Annotated in this window: 19 protein-coding genes; 11 read left to right on the forward strand and 8 right to left on the reverse strand. The window is 69.1% G+C overall.

Annotated features, from left to right (window positions below; genetic code table 11):
• Nucleotides 1–402: 402 nt before the first annotated feature.
• On the forward strand, nucleotides 403–810 hold the full coding sequence (locus tag MHY49_RS19415; protein WP_370646196.1) for an NUDIX hydrolase: 408 nt from the start codon (nucleotides 403–405) through the stop codon (nucleotides 808–810).
• A gap of 143 nt (nucleotides 811–953) precedes the next feature.
• Here MHY49_RS19415 and MHY49_RS16400 read toward each other — a convergent pair whose 3' ends face one another.
• The 3 genes from MHY49_RS16400 to MHY49_RS16410 form a co-directional block, all read right to left on the reverse strand.
• The gene (locus MHY49_RS16400) at nucleotides 954–1,412 is read right to left on the reverse strand and encodes a YdcF family protein (protein WP_239205911.1); all 459 of its coding nucleotides are present in this window, start codon (nucleotides 1,410–1,412) and stop codon (nucleotides 954–956) included.
• A gap of 394 nt (nucleotides 1,413–1,806) precedes the next feature.
• Entirely contained in the window at nucleotides 1,807–2,889 is a 1,083-nt protein-coding gene (locus MHY49_RS16405) for an erythromycin esterase family protein (protein ID WP_239205913.1), read from the reverse strand.
• 174 nt (nucleotides 2,890–3,063) lie between these two features.
• The gene (locus MHY49_RS16410) at nucleotides 3,064–3,942 is read right to left on the reverse strand and encodes an aminoglycoside phosphotransferase family protein (RefSeq protein WP_239205915.1); all 879 of its coding nucleotides are present in this window, start codon (nucleotides 3,940–3,942) and stop codon (nucleotides 3,064–3,066) included.
• Nucleotides 3,943–4,174: 232 nt separating this feature from the next.
• On the opposite strand from MHY49_RS16410, the gene MHY49_RS16415 reads away from it, so the two are divergent.
• Nucleotides 4,175–5,110, forward strand: coding sequence for a GNAT family N-acetyltransferase (locus tag MHY49_RS16415; protein ID WP_239205917.1), 936 nt, complete (start codon nucleotides 4,175–4,177; stop codon nucleotides 5,108–5,110).
• 53 nt (nucleotides 5,111–5,163) lie between these two features.
• Here the strand turns inward: MHY49_RS16415 and MHY49_RS16420 are convergent, their stop codons facing one another.
• A complete protein-coding gene (locus MHY49_RS16420) occupies nucleotides 5,164–5,409 on the reverse strand; it encodes a recombinase family protein (protein ID WP_239205919.1) in 246 nt (81 codons plus the stop codon).
• 193 nt (nucleotides 5,410–5,602) lie between these two features.
• On the opposite strand from MHY49_RS16420, the gene MHY49_RS16425 reads away from it, so the two are divergent.
• From MHY49_RS16425 to MHY49_RS16445, 5 genes are all read left to right on the forward strand, one after another.
• The gene (locus MHY49_RS16425; protein ID WP_239205921.1) at nucleotides 5,603–6,337 is read left to right on the forward strand and encodes a class I SAM-dependent methyltransferase; all 735 of its coding nucleotides are present in this window, start codon (nucleotides 5,603–5,605) and stop codon (nucleotides 6,335–6,337) included.
• 232 nt (nucleotides 6,338–6,569) lie between these two features.
• Nucleotides 6,570–7,004: a hypothetical protein gene (locus MHY49_RS16430; protein WP_239205923.1), complete on the forward strand. Its 435-nt coding sequence runs from the start codon at nucleotides 6,570–6,572 to the stop codon at nucleotides 7,002–7,004.
• Nucleotides 7,005–7,010: 6 nt separating this feature from the next.
• The gene (locus MHY49_RS16435) at nucleotides 7,011–7,328 is read left to right on the forward strand and encodes a hypothetical protein (RefSeq protein WP_239205925.1); all 318 of its coding nucleotides are present in this window, start codon (nucleotides 7,011–7,013) and stop codon (nucleotides 7,326–7,328) included.
• Nucleotides 7,329–7,628: 300 nt separating this feature from the next.
• Nucleotides 7,629–8,858 (forward strand): MFS transporter, encoded by a 1,230-nt coding sequence (locus MHY49_RS16440; RefSeq protein ID WP_239205927.1) that lies wholly within the window; start codon nucleotides 7,629–7,631, stop codon nucleotides 8,856–8,858.
• 280 nt (nucleotides 8,859–9,138) lie between these two features.
• Nucleotides 9,139–10,317: a low temperature requirement protein A gene (locus MHY49_RS16445; RefSeq protein ID WP_239205929.1), complete on the forward strand. Its 1,179-nt coding sequence runs from the start codon at nucleotides 9,139–9,141 to the stop codon at nucleotides 10,315–10,317.
• 114 nt (nucleotides 10,318–10,431) lie between these two features.
• On the opposite strand, the gene MHY49_RS16450 is transcribed toward MHY49_RS16445, so the two are convergent.
• Together MHY49_RS16450 and MHY49_RS16455 are read right to left on the reverse strand one after the other, a co-directional pair.
• A complete protein-coding gene (locus MHY49_RS16450; RefSeq protein ID WP_239205931.1) occupies nucleotides 10,432–11,973 on the reverse strand; it encodes a mannitol dehydrogenase family protein in 1,542 nt (513 codons plus the stop codon).
• Between the two features lie 77 nt (nucleotides 11,974–12,050).
• Nucleotides 12,051–12,980: a sugar-binding transcriptional regulator gene (locus MHY49_RS16455; protein ID WP_239205933.1), complete on the reverse strand. Its 930-nt coding sequence runs from the start codon at nucleotides 12,978–12,980 to the stop codon at nucleotides 12,051–12,053.
• 194 nt (nucleotides 12,981–13,174) lie between these two features.
• Between MHY49_RS16455 and MHY49_RS16460 the strand changes: the two genes are divergently transcribed.
• The 4 genes from MHY49_RS16460 (at nucleotide 13,175) to MHY49_RS16475 (ending at nucleotide 17,674) form a co-directional block, all read left to right on the forward strand.
• The gene (locus MHY49_RS16460) at nucleotides 13,175–14,656 is read left to right on the forward strand and encodes a sugar ABC transporter substrate-binding protein (protein WP_239205935.1); all 1,482 of its coding nucleotides are present in this window, start codon (nucleotides 13,175–13,177) and stop codon (nucleotides 14,654–14,656) included.
• A 3-nt stretch (nucleotides 14,657–14,659) separates the two neighbouring features.
• Nucleotides 14,660–15,625 carry a carbohydrate ABC transporter permease gene (locus MHY49_RS16465; RefSeq protein ID WP_239205937.1) on the forward strand — a complete coding sequence of 322 codons (966 nt, stop codon included), beginning with the start codon at nucleotides 14,660–14,662 and terminating at the stop codon, nucleotides 15,623–15,625.
• The gene (locus MHY49_RS16470; RefSeq protein WP_239205939.1) at nucleotides 15,622–16,548 is read left to right on the forward strand and encodes a carbohydrate ABC transporter permease; all 927 of its coding nucleotides are present in this window, start codon (nucleotides 15,622–15,624) and stop codon (nucleotides 16,546–16,548) included. The genes MHY49_RS16465 and MHY49_RS16470 overlap by 4 nt, the downstream gene beginning before the upstream one ends.
• Nucleotides 16,549–16,750: 202 nt before the next feature.
• The gene (locus tag MHY49_RS16475; protein ID WP_239205941.1) at nucleotides 16,751–17,674 is read left to right on the forward strand and encodes a hypothetical protein; all 924 of its coding nucleotides are present in this window, start codon (nucleotides 16,751–16,753) and stop codon (nucleotides 17,672–17,674) included.
• A gap of 338 nt (nucleotides 17,675–18,012) precedes the next feature.
• On the opposite strand, the gene MHY49_RS16480 is transcribed toward MHY49_RS16475, so the two are convergent.
• Together MHY49_RS16480 and MHY49_RS16485 are read right to left on the reverse strand one after the other, a co-directional pair.
• Entirely contained in the window at nucleotides 18,013–18,552 is a 540-nt protein-coding gene (locus MHY49_RS16480; RefSeq protein ID WP_239205943.1) for a type 1 glutamine amidotransferase domain-containing protein, read from the reverse strand.
• A 203-nt stretch (nucleotides 18,553–18,755) separates the two neighbouring features.
• On the reverse strand, nucleotides 18,756–19,430 hold a 675-nt coding region (locus MHY49_RS16485; RefSeq protein WP_239205945.1), incomplete at its 5' end, for an HAD-IC family P-type ATPase.

The following is a 19,430-nucleotide window of genomic DNA, read 5'->3' on the forward strand; positions in this document are numbered from 1 at the left end:
GTGGGGAGGGTGGGCGGGTGCGGTGGCGGAGCGATCCGGAGCGGGTCGGGCACCATGCGGAATGTGGAGTGCTCTGACCGGGAGATGTCGCTGGTCTCTCTGGCTCCCCGGAGACTCGGGGTCGTCGCTCGGCGCGAGGAACGATCCACCTCACCCGTGATCTCGCCGAATGTGTGCCAGTGAGGTGACCTGCAGGCGAAGCACGACAGATGCGTCGCACAATCACCGCCAAGGACCCGATTGTGAACCGTGGCCCGTATCGAATGGGGTGTCGCGTTGAGGTATACCCCAGAGCAACAGTGACGCTGCGTCGGAGAAACTGTCACCCAAGGTCCGCTTCGCACGCGCAAGAGATCACTCCGCCCCACGACGGTCCCGCCACTCAGATGAGAACCTGTTGCCATGCGAACGCGTTGTACGAGAGTTGGGGTCTTCGCCGTGATCTGCGACGGCGCCCGTCTTCTGCTTGCCCATCAAGTCGGGTCCGGCCGATGGTCACTGCCGGGCGGAGGGGTGCACTTTGGTGAACCGCCTGGTGAAGCGTTAATTCGCGAAGTGGACGAAGAAGTAGGGCTACAGGTGGTTCGGGCAGAGATCCTTGGAGTGCATGACAATGTCTACGATCCCGGGGACGGTGTGCAGCGTCATGGTGTCCGACTCCTGTACAGCGCACATGTAGAGGGGGTGCCGGAGCCGCGCTCTCCCCACGAGGTAGATGAGGTGCGCTTCTACTCCGTCGATGACCTGCCTGCTCCGTTGACGGAGTGGGCTGCGCGCGCGGCGCGCCTCATTGGCACTGGACCCCGCTAGCGCGAGGCTGCCTCTTCGTGAAGAAGGCCTGCACCAACCTCTGACCCGAATGGGACCGCTTCTGGCGCGGGCGAGGGATCGGGTTCGTGCTAACTCGTTTCCGCGATGTGCTCGCGCTGCCCGGCCGTGGGGTGCCCTCACGTTCAGGGCAGGTCTTCCCGCACCGCTCGCAAGGTGCGTTGGCTGTAGGCGGCTAGTGCAGGTTTGAGCGCCGCCCACTCGCCGAATTTGTAGTCGGCAGCCTTGACTAGCTTGGAGGCCAGGTCAGGCCGTTGCCTCCGGACGTACACCCGTGCCTTGAGTGCGTGGGCGGGCAGTGACGCGATCTTGATTCGGTCGACATCTTCAATCATCGGGAGCGAGTTCGCGATGTTGTCCCAGGTCGTGCGACTCTCCTCCTCGAGCAGATAGGCGCCTTGATACCCAAGCTTGTTCACGGCGTAGTCGGCCATCACTCGGGCTTCCGACCTCGTAGCCGTGGTTGGCCCTCCGCTAAAGATCAGTCGCGTCTCAGCGGTCGGATCGATGGAACGTAGAGCTACTTGAACGCGGATCTGGTTGATGAAGTTGGCATCTGGCTGAGGGTTCTTGAAGCCCAGCACCACAATCGCCTCAGAGCTTCCGGGCGGGTCGTTGACAAGGGTCCGTGACCATCGGCGGTTCTGCCACTCGCCCCAGGCCCATATTCCCGCGGCCACGACGCCCGCAATCGCCACTCCTCTACGCATGCGTCAGACACTAGTGCGCGATATGCCAGGGCACTACCACGTCGTCGACCTCGGCGTACAGGACCGCCGGGCTGTTGACCTCCAATGACCGATTATGGTTCGCCGTCCTCAGCGCGCTTCCAGTACCTAGCCGGGCGCGCGGCCTCCTGAACCACGCGATCCATCCAGGGTTGGCGAGGCAGGGAGCCGATTACCCCCAGTGGAAACCAGCCGAGCTCGGCTACTTCCTCCATGTATGGTCGCGCCACCGTTAGGTGCTGATGCGAGATCAGGTGTCACCTGCTCGTGCGACAGGTCCGTGCCCCATCGAGGCATCTGCCACGCTGGACGGTAGATAGACGATGGCGTCGAAATCCGTGGAGGGGCGGTGCAGCTCGAACTCTCGACAGGCGGCGAGTTCCGTGAGGCTGCTGTCGAGCTTCCAGCCGATGAATCGGCGCGGCCCGGGGTGTGTGAACTCCGCTGCGGTGACGAAGTCCGCTCGAAGGGATTTCAAGGCCGCCTCTGTTGTATTCGGGCCGGCGGTGGGGAGCGGGACACTGCGGTATTCCTTGTCACCGCTGGAAGGGTCGACCGCTCGGCAGGCACCTTCTCCACACAGGATTCCGATCGACGTGTACCTGGTGCCGATTCGCGAGTGGAGTACCTGGCCCATTGACGGTCCGCCGAAGTTGTCGGGGTTGCGCGCGACGTGCTCGTTGTGCGCCCAGACCACAGTGATGCCTCGATGGGGACGGCTCTCCAGCAGCGTCTCGGCCATGTGCGTGTCGCGTCGGTGGAGCCCTTGCAGGTCGGGTTCAGCAAGGTAGACGTCGATGTAGCGCAGCAGTTGGCGTGCGGCTGCCGCGGTGTGCGGGTCGCGATGTCGAGCGAAGTGCCTGCAGGCCCGGCGTGTTTCGTCGAGCTCCGACTCAACAAACGGCTCGCGTCGCGCGATCCGTCGCAGAGGCGGCGCCCATGCGCCGGCGTCGAGGAGCGCGAGCGCGGAATGGTGAGCGGGCTTGGAATCGATGCCGAGGAAGCGAACGCGTTCCTGAGCCGGCAGGGTCGCGTTGATGGACTGCAGGCGCGCGATCCCCTCGCTGATCGTGGTGGTGCGCCAGAGGCTGAGAGCATCGCGCCAGGGCTCAGCGAGATCTCCCCCGTGGTTCAGAGCCTGGTCGACTCGGGTTCCGAGGATGTAGGAGTCCTCGAATGCGACCGCGCCGAGCAATCCCCTCGAGGCGAGCTCGCAGATCACATCGAACTTCCATGAGAAGGCGTTCGCACTGCCGTGGGTGGGCTCGCCCAGGCCGAGCACGCCGTCCGCCTGAACCAGAGGGAGGATTCGGTCGGTCAGGCGCACGTTCACCTTGCCAGTCTTTCATCGCGACGATGAACGAGCTCGCTGGTCGTGCGATCGGTCCACTCGCGCACCTGTCAACGTGAAGGTTGGCGCGGACCCGGCCTCGACGGGCGCGCAGACGCCCGCGCGGCGGGGTGCTCCGTGGAGGGCAGCGCACGCGACAAGACCGTGTGCGACGCGTCAGTCCGGCCTGTCGCCGTTCGGGTCGAACAGGGTGCCTTCATCGGCGCGACGCTCGAAGTTCCCGAGTGCGTGGTCACGGAGGGATCGAAGTCCCGCGAGGTGCGCGGCCGCTGCAACCTGCAGAGGCAAGGCCGCTCGGTGGAGCATCGCCCTTCGGACTTCGTCCGGTGGACCCAGCGGCGCAACATTCGCCGCGCCGTGGAAGCTGATCAGAGGTGCGAGGTCGATCGCGGGATCGCCGATACAGGCATGGTCAAAGTCGATGACCGAGTCGACTCGGTCGTTCGTCCACAGAATGTTGTGAGGGCCGAAGTCGCCGTGACAGAGCGTGAGCGAGGCGCCTCTTTCGGCATCGATCAGGCTCTCCACGCGCTCTGCAGCACAGGCGCGCACCGACTCGTGGAGCAAGGGAATCAAGACGCGGCGAACGATGTCCGGCCAGCGTTCCCCTCCGCACCACGCACGTGTCGGCGGCAGGGTGTCGCCAACGCGTGACGATGCCAATCGGAGCGAATCCAACGTCTCGGCGTACGCGGCGAGACGCTGGGACGTGCATGTTTGGAGATCGGCCTCGGATGCCCCCGGCGCGGTCGTCACCAAGGTGAGCCACGTTCGCGGAACCTCAGACCAGATCGGTCCCCCGATGACTCTGGGCACGACGAGGGACAGTCGGCAGGCTTCCAATGCCGCGAGCACGGAAGCTTCGCGCCGACTGCGCTCGCGTCCTCGATGACCCTGGATCGCGCGCACAGTCGGGCCGTCCGGGGCAGTCAGTACGAGATGGAACGCCCCGCAGTGCATGTCGCCTGCGTTCCAGTCGTGTTCGGGCCACCGGGCAACCGCTGCCTCGACAAGGGCGTCCCGGATCTCTTCCACGAATCCACGGTACGGCCAACGGCCGGATTCTCGCTCGTCGCTGGTGACCCCAATTGCACACATCTGCCTCTTTGAGGCCTACCCTGAGCGGCAGTTACGCGACCGTAGATTCCTCGGTCGCACAGGGTCCAAAACTGCGGTTCTGTGGAAGATCTCCAGGTCGAGGTAGACCCCAGCCGGACGAACGAAGCTCCCGGAAATCCCGTTGCTGCCCGGGGCTACCGTTGGCCCCATGCACTCCCTTGGCTGCACGCCTCATCTGTCGCCGTGGAACGGGACGATGGACGCCGATGGGGTGGGAATCCAGCGAGCACTGTCCGACATGTTCCCCGCCTGTACCCACCCCGGAGGGCTCGCGTGGGAGATCAGCACGGGCCAGCTTCCCGACCACAAGGTCATCGCTCATTCCCCCACGGGAGTCACGGGGTGGGCCGCGTTCTCTGCCGATGACACACGGCTCGAGTGCGCCCCCGAGGACGACGCCACCACAGCAGCACTCACGTCGTGGCTGTTCGACGTGGCCGCCGGCTCGCGGTTCAGCATTGCCGTTCATCACGAGCAGCATGCACTTCAACAGGATCTGATCAGCCGTGGATTGGTCGCGGAAGCACTTCCTCTCGCCGGTCTGAGCCATCCGGCCGAGAGCTTCAAAGCGCACGTGCCCTCCGGCTATCGGATACGCCCCATGGAGGACGGTGAAGAGGGGCGGCGCATCGAGACCCACAGGCGAGCATGGAAGCCCGCGGAGCTCCCCTTCACAGACGGCTCCGGCGGGAACATCGACCCGAATGCGGAGAGCAGGTTCAGTTCGTCGGCCCTCGAGAGCATGCAGGCCGCTCCCCTCTACAGGCGGGACCTGGATCTGGTGATCGAAGCGCCGGACGGGTCACTGGCCGGCTGCTGCACCTTCTGGCTGGACCCCGTGAGCGGCTGGGCAGAGCTGGAGCCGCTGGGCATCGTCCCCTCGCACCGAGGACTCGGCCTGGCGCAGACACTCGCACTCGAAGCGTGCCGCCTCACGGGCGAGCTGGGTGGGCACTCCGTGTTCATCAACTCTGCCCCGCTGCCCTACTACCGCGCTCCCTGGGACGCCTACCTCAAGGCGGGCTTCACCCCCATGAACAGGGGGATCCGGAAGACGCAGGCGGGCGACGCCCATCCCCACTGATTGATACCCGCTGCCGAATGGCGGTCTCAATGGGTCAATACACCACTCGATGGTCACACCGTAGGTATCAGCGCTGAGCCTCGCTGGATCTCGCGATGGACGGTAGTGCGGGAGATGTTGAACAGCCCGGCGAGGCCGGCCTGGATGTGTCCACCTGCTCGGTACCGGGTAGCCAGGTACCCGCGCTGGGCGCCGGGGAGCTTGGGCTGCTTGCCGCGTATCCGGTCCTTCGCGCGGGCGACGGCCGTGCCCCCGCGGGTGCGCATGCAGATCAGGACGGCCACGAACTCAGCGACCATGCTGAGCACGCTGAACAACAGGCGCCCCGCGGGGTCGGTGGGGCCGTCGACGGCAACCAGGCTGAGGGCCTGGCCGTGTCAATAAGCTCATCGGCGGAGTCGGTGCGGCCGATGTGTGCACGGTGAGAGACCCGCTTGCGGGCATGCGACTAAGCGGTTGACCGGTGCGGCGGAGGCGCTGAGCATTGTGGCCGTGAACCAAGCGAAGCAGGGCAGCAACTTCGACAACCCCATATCGGCCGCGATCTACGACCAGGCAGAGGGCTCCCGAGAGGACCTCGACCACTACGCGGCGATCGTCGAGGAACTGGCCGCTGGCTCGGTGATCGACATCGGGTGCGGCACCGGGACGCTGGCGATCATGCTGGCGGACCGCGGAAACGTCGTCACCGGGGTCGACCCCGCCGGTGCCATGCTCGACGTGGCCCGGGCCAAGCCGGGTGCAGAGAAGGTCCGATGGGTCCACGGGACAGCCGAGGCGCTTCCTTCCATCTCCTCAGCGGACCTGGCCATGATGACCGGCAACGTCGCTCAGGTCTTCGTGACCGATGAGCAGTGGCTCGGCACGCTGCGCGCCATCCACGACGCGCTCAACCACCTCGGGTACCTGGTCTTCGAAACCCGCATCCCCGAGCGTCGCGCGTGGGAAGAGTGGGCGGAGTGGGGATCCTCGACATACCAGGTCGAAGGGGTCGGAACGGTGCGAGACGTCTTCGAGGTGGTCGACGTGCAGGAGCCCTACGTCACCATCCGCTCCGACAACACTCTGCCCGACGGCTCGATCGTGCCGAACGAGTCGACGCTCATATTCCGGTCGATGCCTGAGCTGGAGAGGACCCTCGCTGCGGCCGGTTTCACCATCCGCGAGGTCCGCGACGCCCCGGACCGGCCGGGCCGGGAGTGGGTCGTGATTGCCCAGCGGGTGTGACCGGCCGACCGCGCATCGGTCCCGTCCACCACGCGGCATTCTCCGGCTGCACCCGTCCGTCGAGTCGAGCACTACGCGGTGACAGGGCCGTGCCGCCTCAGCCCCGACTCGCAGGGCTCGAAGAAGCCGTCCTGCGATGGATCCGCTGGCTGCGGCATACCGTCTGGGGACAGCCGATGCGAGTGACGACAGGGCATTGCAGCACTCCATGCAGCCCCTGCAGACTCGATCCATGCTGACGTTCGACCTCCTGTATCCGACTCCCGAGAGCGGCGAGGACGACTTCATCGAACTGGCGCGGCGGGCGGATCCGGCCGCACTCGTGCGGCCGATCTACTTCCCTTGGCCCGACGGCGTGGACGACCTGGCCGACCTTCCGACCAGCGAGCGCTACGACGCTGTCCGGTGCCTCGGAAGCGAAACTCATCTCCGCGCATCGATCCCTCCGCTCATCGCGAAGGACGCCCGCCCCGACGCCACGATCTTCGGGGTCACGAGCGCCAGCTTCCTCCAGGGCCCGGAGGGCGTCGCCCAGCAGCTGGACACGCTCGCCGGCATCACGGGGACACCCGTCACGAGCACCACCGCCGCATTCCAACGCGCGCTCGGCCACCTGGGGATCTCCCGAGTCTCACTCGCCTCGATCTACCATCGCGACGGCTCGTAGCCCTTCGTGGACCGGCTCGCGGAAGCCGGGGTGGAGACCGTCGGGCGGTACGACTTCGATGCGGGATCCGATCGCAAGGTTGCAACGTGGGGTGCCGGGCAGATCACGGACTTGGTGATGCGGTCGCTGTCGCCTGACGCGCAGGCCGTGGTCGTCCCGGAGACCGCTCTGCACACGGCTGGACTCGGCAGCGTGCTGGACGCCGCCGCGGGGCGCCCAGTGCTCACAGCCACTCAGGTCAGTCTCTGGGATGCCTACCGCCTGGCGGGAGTCAGCCCCGTCGCCACCGCCGCCGGCGTCCTGTTCGCGAAGCACACGAGCTAGAGGCGTGCCCGGACTCGCCACCGAACCTCGACAGAGCGAGCCTCAGTGAACCCTCGGGGCTGCAGGAGACGCCGACGCGTGCGGCGGCATCCTCCGATCGATCTCGTCCGCGATCCCTGCCTTCCTGCGGCGTTCAGGTTTCCGTCGGGCCCGGAACCTATTCACGTGGTTCGGCTGCGCCCTCGCTGAACTCTTGGGTCGCGGCGGATCCAGCACGAGGCCACCTCGCCTGCCCTCTGTCGCGGCAGGACATCATCCGGCACCCCTGGACCCGCTTCCCCCGTTCCATAGAGTGGCCGGATGGCTTCGAACGCTCGTGGATCGGTGGTGTCGCTGACGGCGGCGGTGTCGCTGGGTGTCGCGGTCTTCTTCACGCTCTACTCGCTCATCCCCATCACCCGCGCAGATGAGCCAGGGCTGAGCAGCGTGTTCGTGGGCACGATGATGGCGTTCGTGATGGGCGTGCAGGTGTTCACTCCAGCCCTGGTGCGCCGATTCTCCCTGCGCTTCGTGCTCTTGGGGGCGTTCGCCCTGCTTGCGGTCGGGGCGCTGGTCACCGGGTGGGCAGCGAACACGTCGATGCTGCTGGTCGGCGCGGTGGCGAGCGGGTCCGGATTCGGCACGCTGATCGTCGCCGGTGCGCTCGGGGTGGCGCTGCTCGTCGCACCGGACAGACTCGGCCGATCGCTGGGCACCTACGGGCTGATCACCATGGCGGCGTCGGCACTGGGCTCACCCGCCGGCGTGCAGCTCGCGCTCACGTTCTCCCTCCCCGTGTTCGGGGTGTGCGCGTTCGTCGCCGGGGTGCTCGCCATCGGGCTCTCGCTCGGCCTCCCCGGGGCTGTCGGCAGACCACACTCGGACGCAGCATCGGAGCCTTCCTCGACACCGGTGCCCTCACGGCCACGAGGTCTGCGAGGCGCAGTCGCCGATGCTCCGTGGCTCGTGCTGACGCTGCTGCTGGTCTCCGTGGTGCTGCTCTCGCACGGGCTGTCGAGCCTTCCGGTCCTCGCGTCCGCGTTCGGCAGCACTGCCGTGGTGGTGTTCGCCGTGCAAGGCGGGAACGCTCTCGGGCGCGGGCTCGGCGGTGAGCTGGAAGCCAGGACCAGTGCCCGCGCGACCACGATCGCCGGTGCGCTTCTGCTCGCCGTGGGCGGAGCATCTGGCGTGGTGATCGACGGCCTCATGGCGATCATCGTGGCCGGGGCGCTGATCGGCCTGGGAGTCGGGATCATACAGACGGTGACCCTGCACGCGGCGATGCTGCGCATGGACCCCGGCCATGCCTCGGTGGTGTGGAACCTCGGCGTCGACGGTGGCCTCTGGATCGGCGGCATCATCTGGGGTCTGGCCCTGAGCACTGATCTTGCTGTACCGGGAGCGCTGCTGTTCTCCGCCCTGGTTTTCGTGACAGGCACTGCGGTGGCGATCCAGGTGGGCAGCAGACGCCGAACCCGTTCTGCGGGACCGGACCGCGGAACAGGGCACGGGGAGGCATCGTCCGACCCACCGCCCGCCACGGACAGCTGATGAGTCGTCGAGGCGGTCCAGCGTGAGAGTTCGAACGGACTGACGAACGGCGAGCGCCGCGCGGTGACGGCACCGACGATCCTCGTGATGCGAGGGCGGGCCCACCACACCACCTGGGAGACCTCGCCTGCTGGCGAAGAGGTACGCGCGTCGAGCTCGAGGTGGGTGCGCGTCTGCCACGCCAAGTACCCTCATCGAGACTTCGGCAGCGCTGTCCCCGCGCACCGCGTGCATCCGCCCATCCCCCAGCCCCCAGTCCCCAGTCCCCACCGAGGTGCCCATGACCACGACCACCGCCTCCCGCTGGCGGCTGCTGCCGATGCGACCCCGCGACCCGGACGAGGAGGGACGCGCCGGCTCGTCCCTCGAGCTGTTCTTCGACCTGGTCTTCGTGATCGCCGTGAGCATCGCGGGCACCGAGCTCCACCACGCCCTCGCCGCGTCGCACGTGCTCAGCGGCGTGGGCCATTACGCGATGGTGCTGTTCGCGATCTGGTGGGCGTGGATGAACTTCACCTGGTTCGCCACCTCGTTCGACACCGACGACTGGCTCTACCGGGTGCTCACCATCGCCCAGATGGGCGGCGTGATGGTGGTGGCCGCGGGCGTCGGGCCCGTCTTCGAGCACGATTCCTTCGGCGTGATGATCGCCGGGTACGTCGTCATGCGCCTGGCGATGGTCGTGCAGTGGCTGCGGGCGGCCATGACGCCGTCCTCGACGGACGAGGCGCGCCGAGCGGCCCTCCACTACGCCATCGGCATCGCCGTCGTCCAGGCGCTCTGGGGCCTCATACTCCTGCTGCCGCACGGCCTGCTGATCCCCGCGGCGATCTTCCTGATCCTCGCCGAGATCAGCGTTCCCGTCATCGCCGAGCAGCGCGGACGCACCCCCTGGCATCCCGAGCACATCACCGAGCGCTACGGCGGATTCACCCTGATCCTGCTCGGCGAGAGCCTGCTCGCGTCCTCCCACGCGATCCTCGAGGCGCGCGACGCCGAGGTCCCGCTCACGCAGCTGGTCCCGCTGGGAGTGCTGTGCCTGATCGTGACGGCGGCGCTGTGGTGGGTCTACTTCTGGCCCCGGCATTCCGAGGCGATCGACGGCGCTCTGCGGAACTCCCTGATGTACGGGTACGGCCACTACGTGATCTTCGCGGCCGCCGGCGCGTTCTCCGTGGGCATCGAGCTCGAGGTCGACGTCGCCACCGGCGAATCGGCCATCGGACCGATCGCCGCCGCCTACGCGGTCTCCCTGCCGATCGCGATCTTCCTGGTGGGCATGTGGTGCGTGGTGCTCCGCCGCTCGGCCGACGCCGTGGTGAGCACCGCGCTCGCGCTCGCGGTGCTCGTGGTGCTGATCGATCCGCTGGTGCCGCTGCCCATCGCGCTCACCACGATCGTGATGGCGCTGCTCGTCGCGGTGATGGTCTGGCGCAGGCCGCGGACGTCGGCCCGCTGACCCGTCGGTCTACGGACCCACGGCCCCACGGCCCCACGGCCCCACGGACCAGCTGACGCTCGGACCAGCTGAGCCGCTCTCGCTCCGGGCCGCCCTCGTCGAGCGCCCCCGCGCTCACACCCGCGCGTGCAGCTCCTGGAGAAGCGCCCGGGCACCGCGCGTGCGCAGCACGTCGAGGGCGTGGAGGTACGGCGTCGTGAAGGCCTCGTACTCGACGAGGTCGCCGAACAGCTCCGCGTCGCGCAGGAACGCGAGGGGGTCCTCGTCGTGCTTCGCGGCGGCGGCCATCACCCGGTCGTGCAGACGGTCGACGACGGGCCACTCCTCGCCGTTCTCCCCCGTGCCCTCGGCGTAGCGGGCCCAGGAGGCGACGATCGCCGCGCATGCGCTCACGTCGCGCCCGGCCTCGAGATTCTCCTGGATCACGGGCACCATCCAGGTGGGGATGCGGTCGCTGGACTCGGCGGCCAGGCGCGCGAGGGTGTCGCGCACGTGCGCGTTGGAGAAGCGCGCCATGAGCTCGTCCTTGTAGGCGTCGAGGTCGATGCCGGGGACGTCGGGGACCGTGGGCGTGCCCTCCCGGTCCATGTACAGGCTGCGGGTGAAGGGGGCGAGGTCCTCGTCCTGCGCGGCCTCGTGGGCGAAGGTCTGCCCGAGCAGCAGCCCGAAGTAGGCGATGGCCTGGTGGGAGCAGTTCAGCAGGCGCAGCTTCATCAGCTCGTACGGCTCGACGTCCTCGACCATCTGCACGCCCACCTCCTCCCAGGCGGGGCGGCCCAGCGGGAAGGAGTCCTCGAGCACCCACTGCACGAAGTCCTCGCTGACCACGGGCCAGGCGTCCTGGACGTCGTACTCGCGGGAGATCATCTCGATGTCGGACTCGGCGGTGACCGGGGTGATGCGGTCGACCATGCAGTTGGGGAAGGCGACGTGCTCGTCGATCCACGGGGCCATGGGCGCATCGCCGTGCAGGCCGGCCTCGTCGCGCAGCTGCGCGTAGGCGAGGATCATGCGCTTGGCGAGGTCGCCGTTGCCGCGCACGTTGTCGCAGGACATCACCGTGAACGGGGGCGTGCCGGCCTCGCGGCGGCGACGCAGCGCCTCGACGACGAAGCCGAACATCGTCTGCGGGTGGCCGACGGGCGCGTCCCCGCTCCCCTCGCCGCCGAAGGCGGTGCGCACGTCCTCGGCGACGGCGGGCGTCTCGCGCTGGAACTCGCCGGTCGAGGGGTTGTAGTTGTAGCCGCCCTCGGTGACGGTGAGGGAGACGATGCGGGTGCTCGCCTCGCTCATGCGCGCAAGCACGGCCTCCGGATCGTCGGGCGCGAAGAGGTACTCGGCGATCGAGCCGATCACCCGCGGGTCCTGGGTGCCGTCGGGCGCCTTCGTGACCAGGGTGTACAGCCCGTCCTGCGCCCCGAGCGCGTCGCGCATGCGTGCATCGCCGGGCAGCAGGCCCACGCCGCACAGCGCCCAGTCGAGGTCGCGGCCGGCGCGCATGAGGCGGTCCAGGAACATCGCCTGGTGGGCCCGGTGGAAGCCGCCGACGCCGAAGTGGACGATGCCGACGGACCTCTCCTCGAGCGGGACATCGGGGACCGGGATCCGGCCTGCGGCCGCGATCTCGGGCAGGGCGGCGGCGTTCAGGGAGGTCATGACGCATCCTTCGTCATCGGCGGATGGAGACGGGGCCGACGATACCAGCGCCCGGATCAGATGAGCAGTCCTCGCTCTCACCCGAGCAGATCGGCGACCTGCGTCGCGAGCTCGGCGGAGAGCACGAGGTCGTCGACGAGGCCCGCGCGGGCGGCCGCGACCACGGCTTCGGGATGACCCACGGCCGGGGCGACCGCCACCACGTGCGCGCGCCGCAGCTGCTCGGCGCCCACCCCGATCACGCGCTCCTCGATGCCGGCCCGAGCGACCCGCCCCTCGGCGTCCACGAGGACGCCGGCGCACTCTGCGACCACGCCCGCCTCCCGCGCCCGGCCGCGCTCGTCCTCGGAGAGCCGGCTCCACAGGGTCGAGGCGCCGGGCCACCAGGCGCCGATCGAGACGGTCGCGACGTCGATCTCGTCGGCCGCCTCGAGCGCGGAGCGCACCTCGTCCATGCCGCGCAGCGAGGCAGCGACCTCGGGCGAGTCGACGATCAGTGGCGTGGGCAGCGCCCAGATGCCGCCGCCCGCGAAGGATCCGAGCGTATGGATGAGGGCCGAGGAGTGCGCGCTCGAGTAGCCCGGCGCGCTCAGAGGACCGACGAGCTGGACGACATCGACCCTGGGCAGGGCGTCGAGCGAGTCGGGCAGGTGCATGAGCGTGCGCGACCAGGCGACCCCGAGGCGCCCGCCGTCGTGCAGGAGGTCCGGCAGCAGCCGCCCGACCTGCCGGGCGAGGGCCGCGCGCATGGTCTCGTCCACGCGCGGGGAGGCGACGACGACGCGGGAGATGCCGAGCTGCTCGGCGAGCGGCGCGAGATCGCGGCCCGACTCCGCCGGGTCGTGGATCTGGATCCGCACGATGCCCTGCGCACGCGCCTCCTCGAGCATCCGCGCGACCTGGAAGCGCGAGAGCCCGTGCTCCTTCGCGATGTCCACCTTCGAGCGATTCTGGACGTAGTACTCGGTCGCCAGATGCGCCTTGAGGGAGCCGTCGTCCGCGGGCATGGGAGCTCCTGTGGGTGGTCGAGGGGGCGTGATGGTCGTGGCAGTCGTGATGGTCATGGTGGGCGACGTCGTGTCGCGCCGGATCGGCGCGGCTGGTTCCGGGGAGGCCGGCCGACGCCGCGCGCCGCACCCGCGTCCCGATTCCGTTCCGCCTGTTGCTCCGCGAAGCGTATATGACTACGCTCACGAATCAGATGAGCACGTCCGCCCATCAGATGTGCGGCCGCTCGCGACGGCCCATCGACCGCACCGACCACCTGCGGGTCCGACTCCGACGTCGGCTCGCGACCCCGGCCCCGTCGGCCCTCCGAACCTCCTCCTCCCGTCCGAGCCGGCGCACGGTCCTGGGCGCGGGCGCGCTCGGCGCCGGCGCGGCGAGCCTGGGCCTGGCCGGCTGCGGCTCGGGCAGCAGCGGCGGCAAGCAGTCCATCGTCGTCGCGATCGTCTCGAACCCGCAGATGCAGGACGCGATCGGGCTCGTCGACCACTTCCGGGCCGACCACCCCGACGTGGACGTGCGCTTCGTGTCGCTCCCGGAGAACGAGGCCCGCGCGAAGATCACGGCGTCGGTCGCCTCGGGCGGCGGCGAGTTCGACGTCGTGATGATCTCCAATTACGAGACCCCGCTGTGGGCGAAGAACGGCTGGCTCACCGACCTGCAGCCCTTCATCGACAAGACCGAGGGCTACGAGCCCGAGGACTTCATCCCCACCATCCGCGAGGCCCTGACCTCCGGGAAGTCCATGTACTCGGTGCCGTTCTACGGCGAGAGCGCGTTCCTCGTCTACCGCAAGGACCTCTTCGACGAGGCCGGGCTGACGATGCCCGGCCACCCCAGCTGGGACGACATCCGCTCGTTCGCGAAGACCCTGCACGACCCCGAGAACGGCATGTCCGGCATCGCCCTGCGCGGACTCGCCGGCTGGGGCGAGAACCTCGCGCCCATCAACACCGCCATCAACACCTTCGGCGGCTGCTGGTTCGACATGGACTGGGCGCCTCGACTGGACTCCGAGGAGGTCCACGAGGCCGTCTCCACCTACGTCGACACCGTGCGCACCTGGGGCCAGCCGGGCGCGGCGACCTCAGGCTTCGGCGAGTGCCTCACCCAGTTCGCCCAGGGCAACGCCGCCATGTGGTTCGACGCCTCCTCGATGGTCTCCGGGATCGAGAACCCCGACTCCTCGACCGTCGTCGGCAAGACCGACTACACGCTCGGGCCGACGGTCGACACCGAGTCCACCGGGTGGCTCTACTCGTGGGCGCTCGCGATCCCCGAGACCTCCACGAAGAAGCAGGCCGCCTGGGACTTCATCGCCTGGATGACCCACCCCGACTACTTCCAGCTGGTCGGGAAGGAGGTGGGCTGGGAGGCGCTGCCCCCGGGCTCCCGCAGCTCGACCTACGAGATCCCCGAGTACAAGAAGCTCGCCGCCCACTACGCGACCCCCACCCTCGACTCGATGGACAACGCGACGCAGGAGAAGGCCATGACCCAGGAGGTCCCCTACCCCGGACTGCAGTTCGTGGGCATCCCCGAGTTCCAGGACCTGGGCACCCGGGTGGGCCAGCAGCTCTCGGCCGCGATCGCCGGCGGGCAGAGCGTCGAGGACGCCCTCTCCCAGGCGCAGACCTTCGCCGCGTCCGTCGCCCGCACCTACGGATGGGAGGGCTGAACGATGACGACCGCCGCCGCAACCGGGGCCCCGCAGTCCCGCGGGAGCTCGCAGCCCCGTCGCACCGCGGCGCCGCGCGGCACCGCGCAGTCCCGGGCCGACGGGTGGAGCCGGCGCCTGCCGCTCCTGCCCGCCTTCGTGTTCGTGGTGATCTGCACGCAGATCCCGTTCCTGCTGACCATCTGGTACTCGCTGCGCTCGCGCAACCTCCTGCGCCCCGAGGGCGAGGAGTTCGTGGGCCTGCAGAACTTCCTCGACATCTTCCGCGACTCCACCTTCCGCGGCGCCGCCCTGAACTCGATCCTCATCACGCTCGCCTGCGTGGCCGTCGCCCTGCTGCTGGGGCTCGGGCTGGCGCTGCTGCTGGACCGGAAGTTCCTGGGCCGCGGGATCGTGCGCACCCTGCTCATCACGCCGTTCCTCATCATGCCGGTCGCCGGCGCGATGCTCTGGTCGATCTCGATGTTCGACCCCACCTACGGGCTCGTGAACTGGCTGATCTCCCTGGTGGGCGTCGGCCCCGTGGACTGGACCAGCCAGCTGCCCGTGTTCTCGATCGTGGTGGCGCTGGTGTGGCAGTGGACGCCGTTCATGATGCTCCTGCTGCTCGCCGGCCTGCAGTCGCAGACCGGCGACGTGCTCGAGGCCGCCTCGATGGACGGCGCCTCCCCGTGGCAGACGTTCCGCCACATCACGCTCCCCCACCTGCGCTTCTACATCGAGCTCTCGGTGCTGCTGGGCGCGATCTACGTGGTCAACACCTTCGACCAGATCTACCTGATGACCGCGGGCGGACCGGGCACGGCGAGCGCGAACCTGCCGTTCTACATCTACCAGCGCGCGTTCCTCGGCTTCGACATCGGCCAGTCCGCCGCGATGGGCGTGGTCACCGTCGTCGCCACCATCATCATCTCGACGCTCGCGCTGCGCCTGATCTTCCGCAGCATCAACGCCAAGGAGCAGTCATGAGCACCGTCGCCGACGCCTCCCCCGCCCCGTCGCCCCGGCCCTCGCCCGCTGGGTCCGCAGCCACCCGCACGTCGGCCCCCGGCGCCCCCGCGATCCGACCCAAGCGCGCCCGCGGCACCACGACCGGACGCCTGCTGGGCATCCTCGCCTGGATCGTGGGGCTGATCTTCTTCGCGCCGGTCGCCTGGATGGTGCTCACGAGCTTCAAGCAGGAGTCGCAGGCCGCCTCGAACCCGCCCACCTTCCTGTTCACCCCGACCCTCGACCAGTACAAGGCGGTGCTCGCCTCCGGCGCGGGCAGCTACCTGCTGAACTCGGTGATCGCGACGGCCTGCTCGACGCTGCTGGTGCTCGTGCTCGCCATCCCCGCCGCCTACGCGCTCAGCATCCGGCCGGTGAAGAAGACCCAGGACGTGCTGTTCTTCTTCATCTCCACGAAGATGCTGCCGGTGGTCGCGGTGATCATGCCGATCTACGTGATCGCCGGACAGCTGCGGATGCTCGACAACCTGCTCACGCTGATCGTGCTCTACACGGCGATGAACCTGCCGATCGCGGTGTGGATGATGCGCTCGTTCTTCCTCGAGGTGCCCGGCGAGGTGCTCGAGGCCGCCTCGATCGACGGCGCCTCCCTCATGCGCACGATGCGCACCGTGCTGCTGCCGATGGTGGCGCCCGGCGTCGCGGCCACCGCGCTGATCTGCGTGATCTTCGCGTGGAACGAGTTCTTCTTCGCCCTGAACCTCACCGCCGCGAACGCCGCCACGGTGCCGATCTACCTCATGAGCACGATGACCTCCGAGGGCCTGTTCCTCGCGCGGCTCTCCGCCGCCTCGGTCATCGCCTCCCTGCCCGTGGTGCTCGCCGGCTGGATCGCCCAGAAGCAGCTGGTGCGCGGGCTCTCGATGGGCGCGGTGAAGTAAGGGGGCCGCGGAGGGGCTGCATTTCGGTCGGGGCTCTCTCGCGCGGAGGACGTCCGTCGCGTGTCGGGTGCGGCGCGAGTCGGGTGCGGCGCAAGGGCAGCCGCGGAACTCGGTCAGTGAGGACTAGAGGCGCGACCCGGTCTGACCAGGGGAATGTGGATGATCGGCCGACAGCCCACCCCGCCACGTGCACCCTGGGGCGATGACACGGACCCCGGAACCGCTGCCGAGCTCTCTCGGGCCCGTGTTCACCGCTGCCGAGGCGTTCACGGCCGGCGTCAGCACTGGCCGACTGCGGGCGCCGGACCTGGGGCGGGTGCAGCGGGGCCTCTACCGGCGAGGTCCACGGTTCACTGCAGAGGACGTCGCGCGGGCACTGCGCTGGTCCGACGCGAGCGTGATGCTGTGCGGACCCACCGCCGCGCAGGTCCTCGGCATACCGCTCCCCTCAGCCCTCGATATCGCAAACACCCAGCAGATCCACCTCACCAGCGCCCATGCACGGCGCAGCTCGAGGATGCTGGTCTGGCACCGACTCACGATCGACCGTGACGACGTCCTCGACGCACAGGGGTGCCGACTCACCGGTCGGGTCCGCACAGCGATGGACCTCGTCGAGCACATGACGCCCGACGACCTCGTCTCCGTGCTCGATCACCTGATCCGCCACCCGCGCCCCCGCCTCGAGGGCCGCTCCGCTCCGTACGCGACCCCCGAGGGTCTGCGCCTCACGATCGACTCCTCCCGACGCACCGGGCGGGCTCCCCTGCGCGCAGCGCTCGCACGAGCCCGGGTCGGCAGCGACTCCCCGGCCGAGACGTCGCTGAGGCTGTCGCTCGTGCGCGCCGGCATCCCCGATCCGCAGCTCAACGTCAGGGTCTGGGAGAACGGCGTCGACCTGGGGGAACCGGATCTGAGCTGGCCGGAGTGGAAGGTGTGCGTCGAGCACGAAGGACCCAGCCACCTCACGCCCGAGCAGCTGGCGAAGGACATCCGTCGCGCCAAGCGCCGCGCGGCCCACGGGTGGCTCGAGATCCGCACCGTCGCCGAGCACCTCCGATCCCACGGACGGCTCGCGGTGCACGAGGTGCGAGCCGCCCTCCGCTCGCACGGCTGGGAGGGCTGAGCTGGGGGTGTGGGGGCTGAGCGTTGGCCCCTGGGTCCTGGCCCCTGGGTCCTGGATCCTGGGCCCTGACTCCTGGGGCTTGGGTCCCGGCCCCGACTCCTGGCTCGACGCGAACAGTGCTGCGCAACGGTCGTTATGAGCCTCCAGAACGACCGTTACGCAGCACTCAAACTCCGAGCGCCACCCCGGAGCACCCGAAACAGGGGTCACACACGAACAGTGCTGCGCAACGGTCGTTATGAGCCTCCAGAACGACCATTACGCAGCACTCAAACGCGAGGCACAGCGGGAGGCACGGTGCGCTCCGCGCCCCGCGCTATGCGCCCCGGGCGACCGCGTCAGCCGGCGAGGCGTGCGATGACCTCGGCGTTGAAGGCGTCGAGGTCGCCGGGGTTGCGGCTCGTGGTGATGCCGCGGTCGGTGACGACCTGCTCGTCGACCCAGTCGGCTCCCGCATTGCGCAGGTCGGTCGCGACCGAGGTGAAGCTGGTCATCCGCAGACCGTCGACGAGGCCAGCCTCGATGAGGATCCACGGGGCGTGGCAGATCGCGGCGATGGGCTTGCCCACGGCGGCGAAGGCCTTCACGAGGCCCACGGCGTCCTCGTCGATCCGCAGGGAATCGGCGTTCAGGGTGCCGCCGGGAAGGACCAGGGCGTCGAAGTCGTCGGCGTTCGCGCCCGTGATGGGGCCGTCGACGGGGAACTCCTTGCCGCGGTCCCAATCACCATTCAGGGCGACGACCGTTGCGTCCTCGGCGGAGAGCAGCACGGTCTTCGCGCCGGCCTCCTGGAGGGCGGCGAGGGGCTTGTCGAGCTCGGGCTCCTCGACGCCGCGGTTCGCGATGAGTGCGACGGTGCGTCCGGTCAGGTCGGTCATGATGCTTCCCTTCGCTCGGGGGTTCCCGCGAGGCGGGACTCGACGTCCACGCTATGCCCGGCGGGTGAGGTCGTGAAGAGGTCGCGCCAGGAGCGAACAGGGCGCCGCATCCAGGAGCGGGCACGTCGCCTCGCGCTCCAGGGACGAGCTGTGCACCACCGGCGCTGCACACGCGCCGGCCGCCCCGCGCGACCCCCGACCCCTCAGCGCGCGTCGGCGCGGAAGGTGCGCAGGCGCAGGCTGTTGAGCACCACGAACACGCTGGAGAAGGCCATGGCCGCGCCGGCGAGCATGGGGTTCAGCAGGCCGAGCGCGGCCAACGGGATCGCGGCGACGTTGTAGGCGAAGGCCCAGAACAGGTTCCCGCGGATCGTGCGCAGGGCGCGGCGTGCGAGGCGGACAGCGTCGGCCGCGGAGCGCAGGTCGCTGCGCACCAGGGTGATGTCGGCGGCCTGGATCGCCGCGTCGGTGCCGCCGCCCATGGCCAGGCCCAGGTCGGCCTGGGCGAGGGCGGCCGCGTCGTTGACGCCGTCGCCGACCATCGCGACCTTCCGACCCTCGCTCTGCAGGCGGGCGATCACGGAGACTTTGTCCTCGGGCATGACCTCGGCGATCACCTCGTCGATGCCGACCTCGGAGGCGACGCGCTCGGCGACGGTGCGGCCGTCGCCAGTCAGGAGCACGGGGCGCAGTCCCAGTCCGCGCAGACGCGAGATGGCGTCGTCGCTCGAGGGACGCAGGGCGTCGGCGACGGTGAGGACGCCGCGCGCCTGCCCGTCCCAGGCGACGAGCACGGCGGTGCGGCCCGCATCCTGCGCGCTCTCCTGGAACGCGGCGAGCTCGGCGGGCACGCGGATCGCGTCAGCCCCGTCGGCCCC

This window comes from Brachybacterium sp. ACRRE (assembly GCF_022346485.1).
GTDB lineage: Bacteria > Actinomycetota > Actinomycetes > Actinomycetales > Dermabacteraceae > Brachybacterium > Brachybacterium halotolerans.